21 protein-coding genes are annotated in these 20,492 nt (G+C 64.6%); 14 read left to right on the top strand and 7 right to left on the bottom strand.

Going from position 1 to position 20,492, the window contains the following annotated elements; translation table 11 throughout:
* Window positions 1–132 precede the first annotated feature (132 nt).
* From ABGX75_RS14445 to ABGX75_RS14410, 8 genes are all read left to right on the top strand, one after another.
* On the top strand, window positions 133–954 hold the full coding sequence (locus ABGX75_RS14445) for a CoA transferase subunit A (protein WP_035414865.1): 822 nt from the start codon (window positions 133–135) through the stop codon (window positions 952–954).
* Window positions 955–956: 2 nt separating this feature from the next.
* Window positions 957–1,727, top strand: a complete 771-nt coding sequence (locus ABGX75_RS14440) for a CoA-transferase subunit beta (protein ID WP_347411080.1) — start codon at window positions 957–959, stop codon at window positions 1,725–1,727.
* A 10-nt stretch (window positions 1,728–1,737) separates the two neighbouring features.
* Window positions 1,738–2,943, top strand: a complete 1,206-nt coding sequence (gene pcaF / locus ABGX75_RS14435; protein ID WP_179152576.1) for a 3-oxoadipyl-CoA thiolase — start codon at window positions 1,738–1,740, stop codon at window positions 2,941–2,943.
* Between the two features lie 10 nt (window positions 2,944–2,953).
* Entirely contained in the window at window positions 2,954–4,123 is a 1,170-nt protein-coding gene (locus tag ABGX75_RS14430) for an alpha/beta fold hydrolase (RefSeq protein WP_347411063.1), read from the top strand.
* 93 nt (window positions 4,124–4,216) lie between these two features.
* On the top strand, window positions 4,217–5,239 hold the full coding sequence (locus ABGX75_RS14425) for a TRAP transporter substrate-binding protein (RefSeq protein WP_110060856.1): 1,023 nt from the start codon (window positions 4,217–4,219) through the stop codon (window positions 5,237–5,239).
* An 18-nt stretch (window positions 5,240–5,257) separates the two neighbouring features.
* The gene (locus ABGX75_RS14420) at window positions 5,258–5,785 is read left to right on the top strand and encodes a TRAP transporter small permease subunit (protein WP_347411062.1); all 528 of its coding nucleotides are present in this window, start codon (window positions 5,258–5,260) and stop codon (window positions 5,783–5,785) included.
* Entirely contained in the window at window positions 5,775–7,061 is a 1,287-nt protein-coding gene (locus ABGX75_RS14415) for a TRAP transporter large permease (protein WP_347411061.1), read from the top strand. The genes ABGX75_RS14420 and ABGX75_RS14415 overlap by 11 nt, the downstream gene beginning before the upstream one ends.
* A 74-nt stretch (window positions 7,062–7,135) precedes the next feature.
* The gene (locus ABGX75_RS14410) at window positions 7,136–8,149 is read left to right on the top strand and encodes a TRAP transporter substrate-binding protein (protein ID WP_110060855.1); all 1,014 of its coding nucleotides are present in this window, start codon (window positions 7,136–7,138) and stop codon (window positions 8,147–8,149) included.
* Window positions 8,150–8,186: 37 nt separating this feature from the next.
* Here ABGX75_RS14410 and ABGX75_RS14405 read toward each other — a convergent pair whose 3' ends face one another.
* Window positions 8,187–9,113, bottom strand: a complete 927-nt coding sequence (locus tag ABGX75_RS14405) for a LysR family transcriptional regulator (RefSeq protein WP_110060854.1) — start codon at window positions 9,111–9,113, stop codon at window positions 8,187–8,189.
* A 97-nt stretch (window positions 9,114–9,210) separates the two neighbouring features.
* On the opposite strand from ABGX75_RS14405, the gene mdlC reads away from it, so the two are divergent.
* The 6 genes from mdlC (at window position 9,211) to ABGX75_RS14375 (ending at window position 15,092) form a co-directional block, all read left to right on the top strand.
* Window positions 9,211–10,797, top strand: a complete 1,587-nt coding sequence (mdlC, locus tag ABGX75_RS14400; RefSeq protein WP_110060853.1) for a benzoylformate decarboxylase — start codon at window positions 9,211–9,213, stop codon at window positions 10,795–10,797.
* A 63-nt stretch (window positions 10,798–10,860) separates the two neighbouring features.
* Window positions 10,861–11,880, top strand: a complete 1,020-nt coding sequence (locus tag ABGX75_RS14395) for a TRAP transporter substrate-binding protein (protein WP_110060852.1) — start codon at window positions 10,861–10,863, stop codon at window positions 11,878–11,880.
* Between the two features lie 135 nt (window positions 11,881–12,015).
* Entirely contained in the window at window positions 12,016–12,948 is a 933-nt protein-coding gene (gene pcaQ / locus ABGX75_RS14390) for a pca operon transcription factor PcaQ (RefSeq protein WP_347411060.1), read from the top strand.
* A gap of 171 nt (window positions 12,949–13,119) precedes the next feature.
* Complete coding sequence (gene pcaH / locus ABGX75_RS14385) at window positions 13,120–13,860, top strand: protocatechuate 3,4-dioxygenase subunit beta (RefSeq protein ID WP_011505620.1); 741 nt, start codon at window positions 13,120–13,122, stop codon at window positions 13,858–13,860.
* A gap of 3 nt (window positions 13,861–13,863) precedes the next feature.
* Entirely contained in the window at window positions 13,864–14,496 is a 633-nt protein-coding gene (pcaG, locus tag ABGX75_RS14380; RefSeq protein ID WP_110060850.1) for a protocatechuate 3,4-dioxygenase subunit alpha, read from the top strand.
* Window positions 14,497–14,540: 44 nt separating this feature from the next.
* Window positions 14,541–15,092, top strand: coding sequence for an O-acetyl-ADP-ribose deacetylase (locus tag ABGX75_RS14375; RefSeq protein ID WP_110060849.1), 552 nt, complete (start codon window positions 14,541–14,543; stop codon window positions 15,090–15,092).
* A gap of 32 nt (window positions 15,093–15,124) precedes the next feature.
* Here ABGX75_RS14375 and ABGX75_RS14370 read toward each other — a convergent pair whose 3' ends face one another.
* From ABGX75_RS14370 to ABGX75_RS14345, 6 genes are all read right to left on the bottom strand, one after another.
* The gene (locus tag ABGX75_RS14370) at window positions 15,125–16,069 is read right to left on the bottom strand and encodes a threonine/serine dehydratase (protein ID WP_181396242.1); all 945 of its coding nucleotides are present in this window, start codon (window positions 16,067–16,069) and stop codon (window positions 15,125–15,127) included.
* Entirely contained in the window at window positions 16,060–16,608 is a 549-nt protein-coding gene (locus ABGX75_RS14365; RefSeq protein ID WP_179152582.1) for a thioredoxin family protein, read from the bottom strand. The genes ABGX75_RS14370 and ABGX75_RS14365 overlap by 10 nt, the downstream gene beginning before the upstream one ends.
* A gap of 108 nt (window positions 16,609–16,716) precedes the next feature.
* The gene (locus ABGX75_RS14360) at window positions 16,717–17,889 is read right to left on the bottom strand and encodes an MFS transporter (protein WP_347411059.1); all 1,173 of its coding nucleotides are present in this window, start codon (window positions 17,887–17,889) and stop codon (window positions 16,717–16,719) included.
* Window positions 17,890–17,929: 40 nt separating this feature from the next.
* Window positions 17,930–19,216 carry a gallate dioxygenase gene (locus ABGX75_RS14355; protein WP_347411058.1) on the bottom strand — a complete coding sequence of 429 codons (1,287 nt, stop codon included), beginning with the start codon at window positions 19,214–19,216 and terminating at the stop codon, window positions 17,930–17,932.
* 28 nt (window positions 19,217–19,244) lie between these two features.
* On the bottom strand, window positions 19,245–20,090 hold the full coding sequence (locus tag ABGX75_RS14350) for a class III extradiol dioxygenase family protein (protein ID WP_011505632.1): 846 nt from the start codon (window positions 20,088–20,090) through the stop codon (window positions 19,245–19,247).
* Complete coding sequence (locus tag ABGX75_RS14345) at window positions 20,090–20,446, bottom strand: extradiol ring-cleavage dioxygenase LigAB, LigA subunit (RefSeq protein WP_011505633.1); 357 nt, start codon at window positions 20,444–20,446, stop codon at window positions 20,090–20,092. The genes ABGX75_RS14350 and ABGX75_RS14345 overlap by 1 nt, the downstream gene beginning before the upstream one ends.
* Window positions 20,447–20,492: the final 46 nt, after the last annotated feature.

Here is a 20,492-nt window from a genome sequence, read left to right as displayed (position 1 = left end):
CGGCACCTGGCGAGGTGGGCGACGGCATGCCGTTGCCCACCTCGCGCGTTTGACCCCCTGCGGTAATCCCGATAATTTTGTTCGTATCACAAACCAGTGTTCACTAAGCGAACAACTTGCGAGGCAATCCGCATGGCCGAATTTCTTAGCCTGCATGACGCTGTGGCGCGCTACGTCGAGGATGGCGCGACCGTGGCCATGGAAGGCTTCACCCACCTGATTCCTTTCGCCGCCGGGCATGAAGTCATTCGCCAGCGCAAGCGCGACCTGACGCTGATTCGCATGACGCCGGACCTGGTCTACGACCAATTGATCGGCGCCGGCTGCGCCAAGAAGCTGATCTTCTCGTGGGGCGGCAACCCCGGGGTGGGCTCCTTGCATCGCCTGCGCGATGCGGTGGAGAAAGGCTGGCCGCACAAGGTGGAGATCTTCGAGCACAGTCATGCGGCCATGGCCTGTGCCTTCGAGGCCGGCGCGGCGGGCCTGCCGCTGGCGGTGCTGCGCGGTTATGTGGGCAGCGAGCTGCCCAGCGTCAACGATCAGATCAAGTTCATCGAGTGCCCGTTCACCGGCGAGCGCCTCGCGGCGGTGCCTTCAGTACGCCCGGACGTGTCCTTGGTGCATGCGCAGAAGGCCGATCGCAAGGGCAATGTTCTCGTGGAGGGCATCATCGGCGTGCAGAAGGAGGCGATTCTGGCGGCGGGCAAGAGCATCGTCACCGTCGAGGAGATCGTCGACGATCTCGAGGCCGGTCCCAATGCCTGCGTGATCCCCGGCTGGGCCATCGACGCCATCGCCGTGGCCGAGAAGGGCGCCTATCCCTCCTATGCCCACGGTTACTACCCGCGCAACAACCGCTTCTACAAGGAGTGGGATACCATCGCGCGCGACCGTGACACCTTCCAGACATGGCTCGACGAGAACGTCTTCAACGCAGGGGGGCAGGCCCAATGAGTATCGAGTACACCTCCGCGGAAATGATGACCGTGACGGCGGCGAAGGCGCTGGAGAACGGCATGACGTGTTTCGTGGGCATCGGCTTGCCGTCCGAGGCCGCCAACCTGGCGCGCCTGACACATGCACCGGACGTGGTACTGATCTATGAGTCCGGCACCCTGCAGACCAAGCCGGACGTGCTGCCGCTTTCCATCGGCGACGGCGAACTTTGCGAGTCGGCGCTGACCACCGTGTCGGTGCCGGAAATGTTCCGCTACTGGTTGCAGGGCGGCAAGATCGATGTGGGCTTTCTGGGCACCGCGCAGATCGATCGCTACTGCAACCTCAACACCACGCTGATCGGCGATTATCAGGCGCCCAAGGTGCGCTTGCCCGGCGGCGGCGGGGCTCCGGAGATCGCGACCTGTGCAGGCGAAGTCTTCATCACGCTCAAGCATTCCAAGCGGACCTTTGTCGATCAGGTGGATTTCATCACTACCCTCGGCTTTGGCCGCGACGGCAAGGCGCGTGACGGGGTGCCCAATATCGGCCGTGGTCCGACTCGGGTGATCACCGACCTGTGCGTGATGAAGCCCGACCCCGAGACCCGCGAGCTGGTGGTGGTATCGCTGCATCCGGGCGTGACCGTCGAGCAGGTGCAGGACGCGACCGGCTGGGATATCCGTTTCGCCGAGCAGCTCGACACCACGCCGATGCCTTCCGCGAATGAGCTCGAAGTGCTGCGGGATCTCAAGGCGCGTACCGAACGCAAACATGCCGGCGAGGCATGAGGAGAATTCGATGAGCGATGTTTGGTTGTGTCACCCCACGCGTTCCGCCGTGGGACGTTTCGGCGGCTCGCTGGCCAGCGTCCGCCCCGACGACCTGGCGGCCACGATTTTCCGGGCCGTGCTGGCCCAGGCGCCGGACCTCGATCCGGCGGCCATCGATGAAGTGATCATGGGCTGCGCCAACCAGGCCGGCGAGGACAATCGCAACGTCGCGCGCATGTCGGCGCTGCTGGCCGGGCTGCCGACCAGCGTGCCCGGCACCACCTTGAATCGCCTGTGCGGGTCGGGCATGGATGCCGTGGGGACGGCATTTCGCGCCATCAAGGCGGGCGAGTTCGAGCTGGCGCTGGCGGGGGGCGTGGAGTCCATGTCGCGCGCCCCTTTCGTGATGGGCAAGGCCGAGACGGCATTCTCGCGCAGCCAGGCGATCGAGGACACGACCATCGGCTGGCGTTTCGTCAACCCGCTGATGAAGAACCACTACGGCGTCGAGTCGATGCCCGAGACCGCCGAGAACGTGGCCGAGCAGTTCCACGTGTCCCGCGAGGATCAGGATGCCTTCGCCGTGCGCTCGCAGCAGAAGACCGAGCGCGCCCAGCAGTCCGGGCGTCTGGCGCAGGAGATCACGCCGGTCGAGGTGCCGCGTCGCAAGCAGGAGCCCCTGATCGTCGATCGGGACGAGCATCCGCGCGCAGGCACCACGCTGGAAAAGCTGGCCAAGTTGCCCACGCCGTTTCGCGATGGCGGCAGCGTGACCGCGGGTAATGCGTCGGGCGTCAACGACGGAGCGGCGGCGATGCTGGTCGCCAGCGACGCCGCCGTCGCGCGCCATGGTCTCACCCCGATGGCGCGGATCCTGGGCATGGCCACCGCCGGCGTCGAACCCCGCATCATGGGCATGGGCCCGGTACCGGCGACGCGCAAGCTGCTCGAGCGTCTGGGTATCGGCATCGATGAGGTCGACATCATCGAGCTCAACGAAGCCTTCGCCGCCCAGGGGCTGGCATGCCTGCGCGAACTGGGCGTGGCCGATGACGATCCGCGCGTCAATCCCAATGGCGGCGCGATCGCACTGGGGCATCCGCTGGGCATGTCCGGGGCGCGGCTGCTGCTGACCGCGGCGCACGAGCTGCACGTACAGAACAAGCGTTACGCCCTTTGCACCATGTGTGTCGGCGTGGGCCAGGGCGTGGCCACTTTGATCGAACGCGTTTGAGGAGAACGGCATGGCTTTCTTGACGGTGGCGGAGCGCACGATCGCCTATCGCGATAGCGGTGAAGCCGCGCTGCCGGCGGTGCTGTTGGCACACCCGCTGGGCATGAGCCAGGACGTGTGGGAGGACGTGGTCACCGCCTTGCGTGGCCGTTTCCGCTGCGTGACCTGGGATCTGCCTGGCCATGGCGCCAGCAGTGGCCTGACCGAGGCGGTCACGCCCCGCGCGCTGGCCGAAGACGCCCTGGCCCTGGCCGACGCGCTGGACGTGACGCGTTTTCATTTCGTGGGCACCTCGATCGGCGGCGTGGTTGGTCAGCAGTTGCTGATCCAGTGTCCCGAGCGTCTCGCCGATGTCGTGCTGACCAACACCGGCGCTGTCATCGGCACTCCGGACAACTGGCATGCACGGGCCTCGCGCGTGCGCCAGGAAGGCCTGGCCGCCATGGCCGACGAGATCGTTCCGCGCTGGTTTTCCGAGGCGTTCGCGCAAGGCGATACGGCCACCTATACGGGCTGGAAGACCCAGCTTGCGCGTACCGATGGCGAGTCCTACGCGCGGCTTTGCGAGATGCTGGCCGACACCGACTTCAGCGGACAACTGCGCGGGGTCGCGGGGCCGGTGCGCTTGCTCGGGGGACGCGAGGACCTCTCCACGCCGCCCGATACCTTGAAGACGCTGGCCTCTCAGTTCGGCGATGCGCGCCTCGAGGTGCTCGAAAGCATCGCCCATGTGCCGAGCGTGGAAGTTCCCGAGGCCGTTGCCAAGCGACTGCGTACCTGGCTGGGCGACGCTCCCGCCGGGGCCGAGGGCGTGAGCTACGCGGCCGGTCTGGAAACGCGCAAGCAGGTGCTGGGCGAGGCGCATGTCGAGCGCGCCAGCGAGAACGCCACCACGCTCGATGCGCCCTTCCAGAACATGATCACGCGTCTGGCCTGGGGCGAGCTGTGGGGCAACGACGACTTGAGCCGTACCGAGCGCAGCATGATCACCCTGGCGGTGCTGGCGGCGCTTGGGCGCGACGGTGAATTGGAGTTGCACTTGAAGACGGCGCAGCGCATCGGCCTGAGCGAAGCGCAGCTGCGCCAGGCGCTGATGCATGTCGCGATCTATGCCGGTGTGCCGGCCGCCAACCATGCCTTCGCGATGGCCAAGAAACTGGGCTGGGGCAATAGCCTGTAACCCGTGCCCGGCCGGGCTCCGGTCGTCGTGGAACGGCAGTGGAATCAGGAGGCCAGCATGGCCTCCTTCGAGATAACAAGAGGAATCAACGCCATGAAACGTACGCTTACCTGCATGCTCACCCTCTCCCTGACGGCGGCTGCCGTCTCCACCGCGCAGGCGGAAACGACATTGCGCATGTCGCATTTCTGGCCGGGCGCTTCCGCCATCAACAAGCAGATCTTCGACGCCTGGGCCGAGCAGGTGGAGAAAGACTCCAACGGTGAACTCAAGGTCGAGAATTATCCCTCGCAGACCCTGAGTCAGGCCGATGAAACCTACGAAGCCGTCACCAACGGGATCGCCGATATCGGAATCACCGCGCAGGGCTACACCAATGGCCGCTTTCCGCTGAGCCAGATCGTGGAGCTGCCGGGCGTGGCATCGTCGGCGCCGGAAGGAGCCTGCGTGCTCCAGACGCTCTACGACGATGGTCAGATCGCCAGCGAATACGACGATACCCATGTGCTGTTCATGTTCACCACCGGGCCAGGGTACATTCATACCCGCGAGACGGACGTGCAGAAACCGTCGGATCTCGAAGGCCTGCGCATGCGTCGCCCCACCGCCGTGGCGGGCAATATTCTCGACAACATGGGCGCCGAGCCGGTGGGTATGCCGGCCCCGGAGATCTACACCTCCATGCAGCGCGGTGTGCTCGATGGCCTGAGCTTTCCCTGGGAAGGCATGAAGACGTTCCGGCTCAACGAGCTGGCCGAGTACCACACCCAGGTGCCGTTCTACACGCTGATCTTCGTGGCCACCATGAGCCAGAGCACCTATGACAGCCTGTCACCCGAGCAGCAAAAGGCCATCGATGAAAACTCTGGCATGAAGTGGGCCGACAACGCCGGCGAGGTCTTCGCCTCGATCGATGCGGCCGGCAAGAAGGAGGCCGAAGAGGCGGGGCACACCATCCGCGTCATCGACAATCCGCTGGAGGATTCCGCGTGGCAGAAACCACTCAAGGCGGGCATCGATAAATACCTCGGCGACCTGGAGTCGCGAGGCCTCGATCAAGCGCGTGATGTCTATTACGCCGCCCTCGAAGCACGTAAATCCTGCTCAGCCGAATAAGGCCTAGGAGAGAACGGTATGCAGCAAGGGCTCACTCGGCTCAGCCACTGGCTGGGTTACCTGTGCAGGCTCATTGCCGGCGTGGCGCTGCTGGCATTGTTGTCGGTCACCATCCTCGACGTGGGACTGCGCTATCTGGGCCGGCTGACCGGGGGCGCGGTCTCGCTGAGCGTCTCCGGCAGCGTGGAACTGGTCAGCTATCTGTTGCTGTTCTCCCTGCTCGCGGCCATGGCCGCGAGCGTCGAGAAAAGCCAGGTGGTGGTCGAAGCGCTGACCCATCGCATGAACGATGCGCTCAAGACACGCCTGCATGGCTTTTATCTGATCGGGTTCGTCGTGATGGGGTTCATTCTCTGTACGGGGCTGATCGATTCGGGCATGAGCGCGCTCGAGCATGGCGAGGTCACGCAGGACCTGCGCATTTCCATGGGACCCATCTATCTTTTTGCCGCCTTCCTGAGTGCGTTGCTCAGCTTGCGTAGCCTGCTGCATGTGCTACTGAGCGGCGTCTTCGGCCAAGAGGAGGAAACCGCTCATGGGGAGTGAAATGATTGGCGGCATCGGCCTGGCCTTGCTGCTGGTGCTGATGATGCTGCGTGTGCCGGTGGCGCTGACGATGCTCATCGTCGGGGTGGTGGGTTTCTCGCAGGTCATCAACATGGGCGCGGCCCTGTCGATGGTCAAATCCGTGCCCGTGGAAGTACTGTCCAATTACAGCTTCAGCGCGGTGCCCATGTTCATCCTCATGGGCGTGCTGGCGGCGCATTCGGGCATGGCCGGGAAGCTGTTCAATTCCACCCGCGTCATCTGTGGCGGCTGGAAAGGCGGCCTGGCCATCGCGGCGATCGGTTCTTGCGGCATCTTTTCGGCGATTTCCGGCTCCTCCCTGGCTACCGCGAGCACCATGACCCGCGTCGCGCTTCCGGAAATGGAGCGTTACGGCTACAACCGTGGCCTGGCGACAGGGGCGCTGGCCGCCGGTGGCACGCTGGGCATCATGATTCCGCCGAGCATCGCGCTGCTTATCTACGCCATCCTGACCGAGCAATCGGTGGGCGACATGTTCATGGCGGGGCTCATTCCCGGCCTGATGGGGCTTTTGTTCTATTCGCTGGCGATCACGGTGGTGATGCGACTCAAGCCGTCGTTGGCCGTGGCCGGCGAATCCACCACCTGGGGTGAGAAGGTCAAGTCCCTGGTGGGCCTGGTGCCGTTCTTCGGTGTCTTCCTGCTGCTCATCCTGGGGATCTATTTCGGTGCCTTCACGCCCACCGAGGGGGCAAGCGTCGGGGCCTTCGCCACCTTGCTGTATGCCGTGGCCAAAGGCATGCGCGCTCGGGGCTTGTGGCAGTCGGTACAGGAAACGCTGGCGCTTTCCTCGGTCGTCTTCTTCATGCTGGTCGGGGCCGAGACGCTGGGCTATTTCATCTCGGTATCGCGGATCTCCTTCACCATCAGCGATTTCCTGTTCAGCCTGGATCTCACTCCGATTGTCGTGCTGCTGTGCATCCTGCTGCTGTACTTCGTGCTCGGCATGTTCATGGACTCCATCGCCATGCTGGTGATCACCGTGCCGGTGGTGTTTCCGATCATTCAGAGCGTGGGCATCGACCCGGTCTGGTTCGGCATCGTGACGGTACTGACCGTCGAGCTGGGCTTGATCACGCCGCCGGTGGGAATGAACGTCTTCGTCATCAAGGCCATGGCTCCCCACGTGGGGTTGGGCGAGATCTTCAAGGGGGTCGCGCCCTTCATCGCCGCCGATTTCGTACGCCTGGCGCTATTGATCGCATTTCCCGTGCTCAGTCTGTTTCTCATCTGATTCCAGGAGTGGAACGCGCGAGTGGTATGAAAGGACACAAACGCTAGCCATCAACACATCATGAGGTACCAACAATGAAAACAATCTATTACGCCGCTGGCTTGACCCTTGGATTGGCCGTGATGCCTGGCCTGGCGCAGGCGGAAACCCTGCGTCTGGCACACGTCTGGCCGGGGGGATCCAAGATCGACAAGGAAATCTTCCAGGCCTGGGCCGACAGCGTGGAAGAAGCCTCGGACGGGCGCCTGGAGGTGCAGGTGTTCCCCGGTCAGACGCTCGCCAAGTCCGACGCTACCTACGAAGCCGTGGTCAACGGGATCGCCGATATCGGCGCCACGGCGCAGGGTTATACCTCGGGGCGCTTCCCTCTGACGCAGGTCGTCGAGGTGCCGGGGGTCTCCAACAGCAGCCGGCAAGGTTCCTGCGTGTTGCAGAAGCTCTATGACCAGGGCGACCTTGACCAGGAGTATTCGGACTCGCACGTGCTGTTCATGTTCACGACCGGTCCGGGTTACCTGCACGCTAAGGAAAAGCTTCTCGAAACGCCCAGCGACCTGGAAGGCATGCGGCTGCGCCGTCCCACCTCGCTGGTGGGCGACATGATGGCGGACCTTGGCGCCCAGCCCGTGGGCATGCCCGCGCCGGATATCTACACCGCCTTGCAGCGCGGCGTGATGGATGGCTTGAGTATCAACTGGGAAGGGGCCAAGACGTTCCGGGTCAACGAGCTCGTCAACTACCACACCGAAGTGCCGCTGTACGATCTGGCACTGATCGCGACGATGAACAAGGACGACTACGCCAGCCTGCCGGATGACCTGAAGAAAGTCATCGATGACCACAGCGGCATGGAATGGTCGATGAAGGCGGCCAGCGTCTACGACGAACTGATCGAGGAAGGACGCCAGGAAGCACTCGATGCGGGGGATGAAATCATCACCATCGAAAACCCGCTCGAGAACGAGGACTGGGGCCCGGTACTCAAGGATACGATCAATCGTTATGTCAGCGATCTACAGGGCAAGGGCCTGCCGGGCGCGCAGACCTACGACAATGTCATGACCCTCAAGGCGTCTTGCGACGCCTGATAGGGAGGCTCTGATCCTTCCGGAGGCGCCCTGACGCCTAGGGCGTTTCCGGCGGGACCGTCTCGTCATGATGACGGCTTGTCGCTTCGATGAGCGTGCGCCTGAACCACTCCTGCGCCGCTGAATCGTCGACCTGGCGTGACCAGTAGAGAGCGACCTCGACTGGGGGAATGTCGAACGGCAATTCCACCTGCTTGAGGTCCGCTTGCTGCGTAAAAAGGCCAGCGATCTGCTCTGGCAATATCGCCAGTAGCGACGTGCTTTCCAAAAGACGCGGCAAGGCGGAAAAGTGCGGCACCACGACACTGACCTTGCGCGTGATATCCCGTTCCTTCAGGACATCTTCGACCAGCCCATGCCCTGTCGTGGGAGAGACCTGAACGTGATCCTCACGGCTGAATGCCTCCATGCTCAATGTCTGTCCGATACGCGGATGCCGTCGGCCAAGAAGGCCGACATAACGCTCTTCGATGATGGGCCGTCGCCCCAGACTGGGCGCCTGAATATCCCGGCTGCATATGACGGCATCGACACTCTTGTTGTCGAACCATGACACGACCTTGTCGATTTCCAGTGGCACGACTTCCAGCTCGACCCTGGGCGCCAGATCGCGCATGTGGCGCAGGATGGGAGCCAGGAGCGTCGTTTCTCCCAGGTCCGTCAGGGCCAGGCGAAAACGACGTTGCGACTGCTCGGGATCGAAGTGCTGGGCGTCGCTCAAGGTCTGTTCGATCTGCGTCAAGGCCTGTCGGAACGAGGTGTAAAGACGCATGGCGCAAAAGGTGGGGGCCATGCCGTCGCGCGTTCTGGAAAAAAGCGGGTCGTCGAAAAGCTCGCGCAAGCGGGAGAGGGAATAACTGACCGAAGGTTGCGTCACATTGAGCTTATGGGCGGCGAGCGTGACACTGCCTGACTCATAAAGCGTCACGAATGTCCGTACGAGATTGAGGTCGATAGGGCGCATCCGAATAAGTCCCATTTATTTTGTTTAGAAAGAATAATGATTTGAGTGGTATTGGCAAGAAAACTATCGTTCAAGAACACGACGTTTCGAGGTGGTTATGCCAACCGTTCATTCTGCGACTTATGACTTGTTGCGGCGTCAGGGGATGACGACAGTTTTCGGAAATCCCGGCTCCAATGAGTTGCCTTTCCTCAAGAATTTTCCTGCCGATTTTCGTTATATTCTCGGTCTTCACGAAGGTGTGGTCGTCGGCATGGCGGACGGTTTCGCATTGGCCAGCGGGGCGCCGGCGCTGGTCAACCTGCATGCCGCCGCCGGCTCCGGCAATGCCATGGGCGCCTTGACCAACGCCTGGTATTCGCATTCGCCGCTGGTGCTGACCGCGGGACAGCAGGCCCGTTCGATGATCGGCGTGGAATCGATGCTGGCCAATGTCGATGCGCCGCAACTGCCCCGCCCCCTGGTCAAGTGGAGCTACGAGCCGGCGTGTCCCGAGGACGTGCCACGGGCCCTGAGCCAGGCGATCCACACGGCCTGCCTGCCGGCGCGCGGTCCGGTTTACGTGTCGATTCCCCACGATGACTGGGGGCACGCGGTCGATGACGATGCCGCGCTGCTCAGCGCCCGTCAGGTGGCGAGCGCCGCGCAACCCGCCGAGGCCCAGGTCGAGGCGCTCGCCGAGCGCCTGAACGCGGCCCGCAATCCGGTGCTGGTGCTGGGGCCGGATGTGGACGCCTATGGCGCCAATGCCCTGGCGGTGGCCTTGGCCGAGCGCCTGAATGCGCCGGCCTGGGTGGCGCCGTCGGCCTCGCGCTGTCCTTTCCCGACGCGTCATGCCTGCTTTCGTGGTGTCCTGCCGGCGGCGATCCAGGGGATTTCGGACCGCCTCGACGGTCACGATCTCATCGTCGTCATCGGTGCGCCGGTCTTCCGGTATCACCAGTACGCACCGGGGCGTTACCTGCCCGATGGCGCCGAACTGGTTCACCTGACCTGCGACATGCAGGAGGCCGCGCGGGCGCCCATGGGCGATGCCCTGGTGGGTGACATCCACGCCATGCTGGACCTGCTGGTGCCGCGTGTCCGGCAAAGCGGTCGGGCGCGTCCCGAGCCGCAAGCCGACCCCGAGCCGCAGGTCGACCCCGAGGGGATGCTGACACCGGAGACGGTGTTCGACGTCATGAACGCGATGGCGCCGGAGGACGCGATCTACGTCAAGGAATCCACCTCGACGGTCACGGCGTTTTGGGAGCGCGTGGAAATGCGCCACCCGGGCAGTTACTTCTTTCCCGCCGCCGGCGGGCTGGGCTTCGGCTTGCCGGCGGCCGTCGGCGTGCAGCTGGCCTGCCCCGAACGCCGGGTGATCGGGGTGATCGGCGACGGCTCGGCAAATTACGCCATCACCGCGCTGTGGAGCGCCGCGCAATATCGCATTCCGGTGGTCTTCGTGATCTTGAAGAACGGCACCTACGGTGCCCTGCGCTGGTTCTCCCGTCTGCTGGACGCGGAGGATTCGCCTGGTCTCGACGTGCCCGGTCTCGACTTCTGTGCCCTGGCCGAGGGCTATGGCGTCGAGGCCGAGCAGGCGGCGTCCCGGGAAGCCTTCGAGGCAGCCCTGAAAGCGGCCCTTGCCGATGATCGGCCGCGCGTGATCGAGGTGCCGACAACGACCATCGAGCCCTGAGGGCTTGGGCGTTCGACGAGCGCCATGTCAGTGAACATCCAACAATGATAACGAGGTATCACCATGAAGCACGCCATCTCCTATTGCCTGCTGGGGCTCGGCCTCACCGCCGCCACCGGCGTTCACGCCGACACCACGTTGCGCCTGGGCCATCTATGGCCGGCGCAGTCCGCCGTCAATCAGGACTTGATCAAGGCCTGGGCCGATCAGGTCACGCAAGACGCGAATGGTGCGCTCGAGGTGGAAATCTATCCCTCGCAGACACTGAGCAAGGCCAGCAGCGCCTACGAGGGCGTCGTCAACGGCGTCGCCGATATCACCGTCACGCTGCAGGGCTATACGGCGGGGCGCTTTCCGCTCACCGAGATCGTGCAGTTGCCGGGGGTATCGGCCAGTGCACCGCAAGGCGCCTGTATCCTGCAGTCGCTTTACGATGAAGGGGCGTTGGGGGACGAATACGCCGACTCCCATCTGCTGTTCCTGTTCACGACTGGTCCGGCACCGCTGCACACACGCGACACGGAGGTGCAAACGCCGGCGGATCTCGAGGGCCTGCGCATCCGCACGCCCAGCGAAGTCTCCAGCGACATGCTGGAAAGCATGGGGGCCGACCCGGTGGGCATGCCGGCACCGGACATCTACACCTCGCTGCAGCGTGGCGTGATCGATGGTCTGAGCCTTCCCTGGGAAGCCATGAAGGTCTTCCAGGTCAACGAACTGGCCAGCTATCACCTGGATATTCCCTACTACACGGGCGCCTTGATGGCGACCATGAATCGCGATGCCTACGAGGCGCTGTCGCCGGAAGCACGCGAGGCCATCGATGCCAATACCGGCATGGGCTGGGCAGAGAAGGCGGGCGAGGTCTTCTATCGACTCGATAGCGAAGGCAAGGCGCAGGCACGCGAGCAGGGCGACACCATCCACCACGTCGAGGATCCCCTGAACGATCCGCAGTGGTCAGGCCCCTTGAAGCGTGGCACCGAGCGCTACCTCGAACGCCTGGAGGAACGCGGCATCGACAACGCACGAGCGGTATACGAGCAGGCGCTGTCCCTGCGGGATGGTGCCTGCGCCCGCTGATCGTTTGGCTGGACTGCGCCGTGGCCGGTACCGCGCGGCGGCTGGTATCCTCGATGCATCGAGGCTGACCCGGGCGAGGCGCGAGATGACGGCGCACGCGCCGGGTCCGCGCCCGCCACCCGTGAGGACACTGCGATGCTGAGCGCTCGCGTCAAGCTGCGCCATTTGATGGCGTTTCAGGAGGTCGCGCGTCTGCAGAGCCTGGCCAAGGCGGCGCAGGCGCTCTCCATCACCCAGCCGGCGATGTCCAAGACGATCCGCGAGCTCGAGGAGATGCTCGACGCCACGCTGTTCGAGCGCAGCCCGCAGGGGGCCACGCTGACCGCCGCGGGACAGACGCTGCTGCGCCACGCGGGCCCGGCGCTGCGCAGCCTCGGGGAGGGCTTTCAAGCGGTTCGCGACGCGGCCCAGCACGATACCGTGGTGCGCATGGGCGCGCTGTCGACCGTCGAGGAAGGGCTGCTGCCGCTGGCGCTGCATCGCTTGCACCGCCGCGCGCCGGCCTTGCGGGTGCACGTCGTCACCGGCCCCAGCGCGTACTTGCTGTCGCGCCTGCGGGCCGGCGAGCTGGACGCGGTGGCGGGGCGCATGAGCGAAGCGCGCGAGATCCGCGGCCTGCAGTTCGAGCATCTGTACTACGAGCCGCTGGTGCTGGCCGTGCGCGTCGATCATCCCCTGCTGGCATCCAAGGTGCGGGTCGACGAGGAGCTCGGCGCTTATCCCTGGATCGTTCCGCCGACGTCGACCACCCTGCGCGATCAGGTCGAGCGCTTCTGGGTCGAGCGAGGCGGTACGCCGCCGCGCATCGCGCTGGAAACCCTGTCGTTGCCGCTGAGCCGTCGCTACGCCATGCGCAGCGATGCCGTCTGGGTGGCGCCGCTGGATGCCGTGCGTGACGACATGCACGAGGGTCGCCTGCGGCGGCTCCCCGTGCGCCTCGAATCGCGCGGCGGTTCGGTGGGCCTGTGCACCAACATCGCTCTGCCGCCCAGTGACGGTGTCGAGATCCTGCGCGAATGCCTGCACGCGAGCGTCGCCGAGCGCGCGGACAGCCCCGAGGGAACGTAATCCGGAGCCGAGATGGTTCGTGCTTTCGTCGCATAGACCTTTGGCCGATATAGCCATGGGGTTATGGGGGCGGGCAGGCATTTCAATTGGCAGCCGGGGCCCAGCGCGGACAATGAGGCATGTCATCGCGGCGTTCGCTGGCGCCGCGGTCCTTTCGATCAGGAGACTCGCATGCCTCTCAACGATAACAAGCGCTTCGTCGAGCGCGACCGTAACTGGCACCCCCCGGCCTATGCGCCGGGCTACAAGACGACGGTGGCGCGCTCTCCCAGCCAGGCCTACGTCAGTCTGCAGACGCCGAGTGTCTCGGAGCTTGCCGGCCCGGATTTCACGCGCCTGCGCATGGGCCCGCACGACAACGACCTGCTGCTCAACTTCCGCGCCGACGACGAGGCCCGGGCGGGGCTGCCCATCGGCGAACGCATCCTGCTGTTCGGACGCGTCGTCGATCAGTTCGGCAAGCCGGTGCCCAACACCCTGGTGGAAATGTGGCAGGCCAACGCCGGCGGCCGTTACCGTCACAAGAAGGATGGCTACCTGGCACCGCTCGATCCCAATTTCGGCGGCGTGGGACGCTGCCTGAGCGACGACGAGGGCTGGTACCGTTTCCGCACCATCAAGCCCGGCCCCTACCCCTGGCCCAACGACATCAACAGCTGGCGGCCGGCGCACATCCACGTCTCGGTGATGGGACCGTCGATCTCCACGCGCCTGATCACCCAGATGTACTTCGAGGGCGACCCGCTGATTCCGCTGTGCCCCATCGTGCAGACCCTGCGCGATCCCGAAGCCGTCGAGACCATGGTCGGTCGTCTCGACATGGCGCGCAGCCGCTCGATGGATTGCCTGGCCTACCGTTTCGACCTGGTCGTTCGCGGTGAACTGCAAACCTATTTCGAGAATCAGGGGTAAACCATGCAACAGCCGAATTCCCAGCCCTGCGCCGCGCTCATGCTGCGCGAAACCGCGTCGCAGACGGCCGGTCCCTATGTGCACATCGGCCTGGCCCTGGATATCGCCGGCCTGCCGCCGCGCGAGGAGGAGATCTGGAACCGTCTGGCATCGCCGCAGGCCGAAGGACAGCCCATCGAGCTGGTAGGGCGGGTCATCGACGGCAACGGCGATCTGGTGCGCGATGCCTTGCTGGAAGCCTGGCAGGCCGATGCCCAGGGACACTATCAGTGCGAGTTCGACCTGCAGGCGCCGTTCAACAGTTTCGGACGCACCGCGACCACGGTGGAAAACGATGGCGAGTGGTGCTTCCACACCATCAAGCCGGGCCAGGTCACGCGTCGCGACGGACGCATGATGGCACCGCACGTCACGCTCGCCGTGTTCGCGCGCGGCATCAACATGCAATTGCACACACGGCTGTACTTCGAGGACGAAGCCGAGGCCAACGCGGCTTGCCCGGTGCTCAATGCGGTGGAATCCCCCACGCGCCGTCAGACCTTGATCGCCAAGCGCGAAGAGAGCGAAGGCAAGGTGCGCTATCGCTTCGATATCCGGCTGCAGGGCGAAGGGGAGACGGTGTTCTTCGACTTCTGAGCCAACTGCTAGGCTAGGGACATGGTCCGATGGAGGAGAGGCTCATGTCCCTGACGCTATGGGCGGGGCGTGTCGACGTGGTGAGCGGCGACATTACCCGCCTCGATGTCGATGCCATCGTCAACGCGGCCAATCATTCCTTGATGGGCGGCGGTGGCGTGGATGGCGCCATCCATCGCGCGGCGGGACCCGCGCTCAAGCGGGCCTGCCGCGCGCTGCGCGAGACGCACTGGCCCGATGGCCTGCCGGACGGCGAGGTCGCGCTGACCGAGGGATTCGGGCTGCCGGCCCGCTATGTCATTCACACCGTGGGCCCGGTCTACGCCAAGACGCGCGATAAATCCCACCTGCTGGCCAACTGCTATCGCAATGCCGTGGCGCTGGCGGCCGAGACGGGGTGCCGACGCATTGCCTTCCCCGCGATTTCCACCGGCGTCTACGGTTACCCCTTCGACGATGCCGCCCATATCGTGATCGATACGCTGCATGACGCACTGGCGACCCATGATCTCCGGGTGACACTGTGCTTCTTCAGCGAGCGCGATTACCAAGCGTTCGCGGAAATCGCCATACGACGTGGCGTCGCCGACGCATGATGCCGGGCGGGGGATGAGCCGTCGCCGACGCCCTACAGGAATTCGGCCAGTTCTTCGCCTCCCAGGTTGCCCCCGGTCACCACCACGACGACATCGCCATGCGAGGGCAGCGTGGCGCCACCTTCGAGCAGAGCGGCCACCCCCACGGCCGCGCCGGGCTCGACGACCAGCTTGGCCTGGTAGAGCAAGTGGCGCATGGCGCGGTGGATGGCGTCCTCGTCCACCGCGACGAGCTCGGTGACGTGCCGGCGACTGAGCGGGTAGGTGTGCTCGCCGACGATGGCGGCAGCGAGACTCTTGGCGCAGCTGGCGACACCGTCGAGCCTGGCGGGGCCGCCCTGGGACCAGGCATGCGCCATGCTCGCCGCTCCGCGGGGCTCCACGCCGATCAGCGAGAGCTCGGGCCGCCACGCCGAAGATGCCACGCCGATGCCCCCGATCAGGCCGCCGCCACCGACGGGACAGAGAATCGCCTGGGCGTCCGGCGCCTGCTCGAGACTCTCGAGGCCCAGCGTGCCCTGGCCGGCGATGATGCGCGGATCGTCGTAGGGGTGCACCATCGTCAGGCCGCGCTCCTCGACCAATCGGTGCATCAAGGCCCAGGCCGCGTTGATGTCGCCGTGCAGGATGACCTCCGCGCCCAGCGCGCGACTGCCCTCCACCTTGAAGGGGCTGGCATTCTCGGGCATCACGATGGTCACGGGGACGCCTGTCCGGCGTGCCGCCCAGGCCAGCGCCAGGGCGTGGTTGCCGGCGGACACGGCGCCCAGCCCGCCGGCGAGTTCCTCGTCGCCGGCGGTGCGCAGCCAGTTCAGCGCACCGCGCGCCTTGAAGGAGCCGGTATGCTGAAATGACTCGACCTTGAGCCATACGCGCCGTCCCAGCCGCTCGGACAGCGTCGGGTCGAGCAACAGCGGTGTCGGCGCGAGGGCCTCGGCGATCCGTTCCCGCGCATGCTGGACATCACTCACTTCCATTTGATGTTGCAGCCCATGGACGGCGTCTGCTGCGCTGCCGGTGCGCGGTCGGCGAGCACCGCATCGGCGGCGGCGCGCAGGTCCTCCCCGGTGACCGGCGTCTCCTTGCTGGGGCGGCTGGCGTCGAACTGCCCTCGATAGGCCAGCCGGTGCTCGTGGTCGAAGAGAAAGAAATCCGGAGTGCAGGCCGCCTCGAAGGCGCGGGCGACATCCTGGCTTTCATCCACCAGGTAGTGAAAGGTATAGCCGCGCGCGTCGATTTCCTCGCGCATGCGCTCGGGGCTGTCGTCCGGATGGGCGTGGAAGTCGTTGCTGTTGATGGCGACCACCGTCAGCCCCCTGGCCTGATACTCGCGGGCGAAATCGGCGAAGGCATCCGCGATGTGCTTGACGAAGGGGCAGTGATTGCAGATGAACGCGACCAGGACCGGACGCCCGGCGAAATCCGCGCTGTCGACCTCCCGGCCCTCGGCATCGGGAAGCCGAAACGCCGGTAGCGGTGAGCCCAGCGCGATCATGTTGGACGGCGTCAATGACATGGGAGGACTCCTGTTGTCGGTGAGCGTCTCGCATGGAGCGGCGCCCGCGTCAGGCGCGGGCCATGTCCTCTCATTCTAGGCGTGAATGGCCGGTGATTGGCAATGCACTCATGCCCGGGCGCGGCGGACGGGCATGAGGTTGCGATGGGCGAGCAGGGCGATGAGCAGAAACAGCAGGGCGGCGATGCTGAACAGCAGTGTGAGCCCGCCAAGGTCGAAGAGCAGGGCACCGAGAAACGGGCCGCAGGCCATGCCCATGAAGCGGAAGAAGTTGTAGAGCCCCACTGCGGTGGCGCGGTGGGTGACGAAGACGCGCGTCAGCAGTGCGGTCTGGGCGGGCAGCGACAGCCCGAGCAGCAGGCCGAAGAGGCAGGTGGTCGCGATGAGCGACGCCAGCGAATGCATCGACGTCACGAGGAAAGCCATCACATCGACGGCACACAACAAGGCGGTGATCACCAGCAGGCTTTCCGTCGACAGACGTTTCTGAACACGACTGCTCAGGAAGCTTCCCAGCATCAAGGCGACGGAAAGCGGCAGGAACATCAGCCCCTTCTGGGCCACGGAGAGCGTGTAGCCCTGATCGAGTATCACCGGCAGATAGACCAGGAAATTGTAGTAAATGTAGAACTGCACGAAACCCAGAATGCCGATGGTCAGTCCCTGCCGGTCGCGCGCGATGCGTGCGTATTCGGCCATGTCGATCCTGCGCGCGGGGCCGGCAGGCTTGGTCTCCCGGAGCAATGCCAGATTGAGAATGCCGATCAGCGCCCCGGCGACGGCCAGCGCCAAAAAGACGTAATGATAATCCAGCTGGTCGGCGATGAAGCCCCCCGCCACCGGGCCGACGACGGGGCCGAGGGCGACCATCATCTGAAAGGTCCCCATGGCCTTGAGGCGTTCCTCATCCCGGAAAAGGTCGCCGATGACGGTCACGGCGACCACCGACCCCGTCGCGATGCCCACCGCCTGGAACACGCGAAAGAAGAGCAATGACGCGATGTGGTCGGCGTAGAAGCAGCCGATCGAGGCCCCGACATAGAGGGCGATGCCGGGCAGCAGCACCTTCTTGCGCCCCCAGGTGTCGGTCAGCGGACCGTAGAGAATCTGCATGAAGGCGATGATGAAGGTGAACACCGAGATGCTGGCATTGATCAGCAGTTGGCTGGTGGCCAGGGTGTCCTGCAGCTCGGGGAGAATGGGAACGTAGACGGTTTGCGTAAAAGGGCCCAGGAACGCGGCGAATGAGACGGAATACGCAATTGCCTTTTTGTGAACCATCGAACGTTCCCGGGTGGTAATGAAATAAAGCGACAGCTTATCAAGTCTCGGCAGAGGATGCGTCACCGGAACCCTGGCGGCGGGCCACCGAGTAAGTGACCTGTTGATTGCGGGTCTTCTGGAACTCCTCCAGGCTCTCGCCGCGCATGGCAGCGTAGATATGGAGATTGGACGTGCCGATGACGGCACCGAGTTTCTCCAGCAGGAAAAAGATGACGCCGTAGTGGATCATGCCCCGCCAATCGCGCTCGCGGATCAAGCGGCGTTCCTCCTCGCTGAGAGCCGCCTCGTCGAACAACGCTTCAGGGTCGGCGAGAAAGCGCTCGCGCCAGTCGGGCTCGATCAGCCGATGCAGGAAACGGTTGATGCGATAGCCCTTGCGGCTGCGCTCGAGCGTGAAGGGGTAGGTACCTTCCAGCGCCTCGATGCCGGCCAGTTGATGACGGCTGTGCTGGCGATAGCGCTCGCTCAGGTCGACGGGGTTGGGCCGCGCCTGATTCTCGAGAATCAACGTGGCGATGCCGGTCATCGACGGCAGGTAATAATCCTGGTGGCGCTTGATCACGGAGTGGGACAACGCGCCGCGCATGATCAGGTAGGTGATCACTTCCGAGCCTTCCAGGCCGCCCAGGGTGGCGAACTCCGCCTGGGTCATCTGGGTGAGCTGCTGGGGATCGTCGATCAGCAGGTCGAGGAACTGCGCATCCCACTCCGGGTTGTTGAAGCCGGCGCGTTCGCCGTGCACCTGGTGCGAAACGCCGCCGGTGGCGACGATGGCGACGTCGAGATCATCCGGGTAGCTTTCAATGGCGCGGCGCAGTGCCTGCCCCAGCTTGTAGCAACGCGCCGCGCTGGGGATCGGGAATTGCAGGACGCCCACCTGCAGGGGCACGACCTCGACCGGCCAGCCCTCCTCGAACGGCAGCAGGGCCGACATCGGCGAGAACAGCCCGTGATCGAGCGGCTTGTCCTGAAAGAACGCCATGTCGAACTCGTCGGCCATCAGGCTCTCGCCGATATGCCGCGAGAGCGCCGCGTGTCCGCCGATGGCGGGCAGGTCACGCGGTCCGCCGCCTTCGTCGGCGACCGCGTAATGGTCGTCGACCCCCAGCGCGAAGGCGGAATAGTGGTCGAAGAAAAACGACGTCACGTGGTCGTTGAAGATGTAGAAGAGCACGTCGGGGCGCTTGTCCTGCAGCCACTGCGTCATCGGCGCGAAGCTTTCGAAGATCGGTGCCCAGGCGGCCTCCTGCTGTTTTTCATGGTCGACGGCGAAGCCGATGGTCGGGGTGTGGGAAACGGCGAGTCCGCCGATGATACGTGCCATCTTCGATACCTCGTGCGAGAGCGGAAGGTCAGTCGCTGTTGTTGAGCGCGAGCAGACCGATGCCCGTGGTCATCGGGGCGTAGTAGAAGCGGTGCACTTCCTCGACGCGTTCGGTCATGGCGCCGCGCATCACGAACCACATGATGACTTCACCGCCCTCGGCGCCGGCCGCCGTCATCACTTCCTTGTGCGACAGGGCGGCAAGCTCGCGGGGTTCGTCCTGAATGCGCTGCAGCCACTGCTTGTCCCACTCTTCGTTGATGTGTCCGAAACGCTCGCCATTGAGCTGGTGCGAGAGGCCGCCGGTGCCGACCACCACGACGCGCGTGTCCTCGGGGTAGGCCTCGACGGCGCGCCGAATGGCCTCTCCCAGCTTGAAGCAGCGCTGGCCGGTGGGCAGAGGGTGCTGGATGACGTTGACCAGCAGCGGCACGACCTTGACCGGCCAGGCGGTGTCGTCGTGATCCCAGAGCAGGGGCATGGCGGTGAGGAAGCCATGGTCCAGGGCCATTTCCTGGCACAGGGTCAGGTCGAACTCGTCGGCGACCAGATGGTTGGCGAGATGCTCGGAAAAGGCGGCATCCCCGGGGAAGTCCGGCAAGGGGCGCTTGCCGTAGCCTTCGTCGGCCACTTCGTAGCTGTCGGCCACACCCAGCGCGAAGGTGGGATAGCGGTCGAGAAAGAACTCGGTGCCATGATCGTTGTAGACCAGGATGACGACATCGGCCTTGACCTCCTCGGCCAGCCAGCGCTTGACGGGCTCGTAACCGTCGAAGAGGGGCTGCCAGGCGGGATCGGCCTGTTTTTTCTGGTCGTAGGCGCGCCCGATGGAGGGCACATGGGAGGAGCCGATACCGGCGACGATCTTGCCCATCAGGTTGCTCCTGGCACGTTGCGGGTGGACATGAACTGTTCGTAGCTCTCGCCGCGCATCTGCGCGCCGATGGTGTAGAGGCCGTAGCCCAGGGTGGCGCCGAGCTTGAGGAAGAAGAACAGGTTGCCGCCGAGCTGGGTCAGGCGCAGCCAGTCACGCTCGCGAACGGCCTGTTTCTGTTCTTCCGACAGGCCGTAGCGTTCCATGTAGGCTTCTTCGTCGGCCTTGAAGGCCTCGCGGTTCTCGTCGAACTTGAGCGAGTTGCACATCTTGTTGATGGCATACCCTTGTCGCGAGAGCGCAAGGTCGAAGACATAGGTGCCGGGAATGCCCCAGCGCTCTTGTGCATCCGACATGGCGTGTTTTTCCTTTTCTATTGTGTGGTGGCTGGTGAGGTGACGC

It is taken from the genome of Chromohalobacter sp. (assembly GCF_039830575.1).
In the GTDB taxonomy this organism is placed as follows: domain Bacteria; phylum Pseudomonadota; class Gammaproteobacteria; order Pseudomonadales; family Halomonadaceae; genus Chromohalobacter; species Chromohalobacter israelensis.
Note: the sequence above shows the minus strand (reverse complement) of the source record. Positions and strands in the feature narration are given on the sequence as shown.

Excerpts from the sequence above, each read along its gene's own strand:
- pcaQ (WP_347411060.1), top strand. The coding sequence starts at position 12,016 with ATGCTGAGCGCTCGCGTCAAGCTGCGCCATTTGATGGCGTTTCAGGAG.
- pcaH (WP_011505620.1), top strand. The coding sequence starts at position 13,120 with ATGCCTCTCAACGATAACAAGCGCTTCGTCGAGCGCGACCGTAACTGG.
- ABGX75_RS14420 (WP_347411062.1), top strand. The coding sequence starts at position 5,258 with ATGCAGCAAGGGCTCACTCGGCTCAGCCACTGGCTGGGTTACCTGTGC.
- ABGX75_RS14365 (WP_179152582.1), bottom strand. The coding sequence starts at position 16,608 with ATGTCATTGACGCCGTCCAACATGATCGCGCTGGGCTCACCGCTACCG.
- ABGX75_RS14445 (WP_035414865.1), top strand. The coding sequence starts at position 133 with ATGGCCGAATTTCTTAGCCTGCATGACGCTGTGGCGCGCTACGTCGAG.
- pcaF (WP_179152576.1), top strand. The coding sequence starts at position 1,738 with ATGAGCGATGTTTGGTTGTGTCACCCCACGCGTTCCGCCGTGGGACGT.
- ABGX75_RS14345 (WP_011505633.1), bottom strand. The coding sequence starts at position 20,446 with ATGTCGGATGCACAAGAGCGCTGGGGCATTCCCGGCACCTATGTCTTC.
- ABGX75_RS14415 (WP_347411061.1), top strand. The coding sequence starts at position 5,775 with ATGGGGAGTGAAATGATTGGCGGCATCGGCCTGGCCTTGCTGCTGGTG.
- ABGX75_RS14360 (WP_347411059.1), bottom strand. The coding sequence starts at position 17,889 with ATGGTTCACAAAAAGGCAATTGCGTATTCCGTCTCATTCGCCGCGTTC.
- ABGX75_RS14405 (WP_110060854.1), bottom strand. The coding sequence starts at position 9,113 with ATGCGCCCTATCGACCTCAATCTCGTACGGACATTCGTGACGCTTTAT.
- ABGX75_RS14350 (WP_011505632.1), bottom strand. The coding sequence starts at position 20,090 with ATGGGCAAGATCGTCGCCGGTATCGGCTCCTCCCATGTGCCCTCCATC.
- mdlC (WP_110060853.1), top strand. The coding sequence starts at position 9,211 with ATGCCAACCGTTCATTCTGCGACTTATGACTTGTTGCGGCGTCAGGGG.
- ABGX75_RS14355 (WP_347411058.1), bottom strand. The coding sequence starts at position 19,216 with ATGGCACGTATCATCGGCGGACTCGCCGTTTCCCACACCCCGACCATC.
- ABGX75_RS14370 (WP_181396242.1), bottom strand. The coding sequence starts at position 16,069 with ATGGAAGTGAGTGATGTCCAGCATGCGCGGGAACGGATCGCCGAGGCC.
- ABGX75_RS14395 (WP_110060852.1), top strand. The coding sequence starts at position 10,861 with ATGAAGCACGCCATCTCCTATTGCCTGCTGGGGCTCGGCCTCACCGCC.
- ABGX75_RS14425 (WP_110060856.1), top strand. The coding sequence starts at position 4,217 with ATGAAACGTACGCTTACCTGCATGCTCACCCTCTCCCTGACGGCGGCT.
- pcaG (WP_110060850.1), top strand. The coding sequence starts at position 13,864 with ATGCAACAGCCGAATTCCCAGCCCTGCGCCGCGCTCATGCTGCGCGAA.
- ABGX75_RS14430 (WP_347411063.1), top strand. The coding sequence starts at position 2,954 with ATGGCTTTCTTGACGGTGGCGGAGCGCACGATCGCCTATCGCGATAGC.
- ABGX75_RS14375 (WP_110060849.1), top strand. The coding sequence starts at position 14,541 with ATGTCCCTGACGCTATGGGCGGGGCGTGTCGACGTGGTGAGCGGCGAC.
- ABGX75_RS14410 (WP_110060855.1), top strand. The coding sequence starts at position 7,136 with ATGAAAACAATCTATTACGCCGCTGGCTTGACCCTTGGATTGGCCGTG.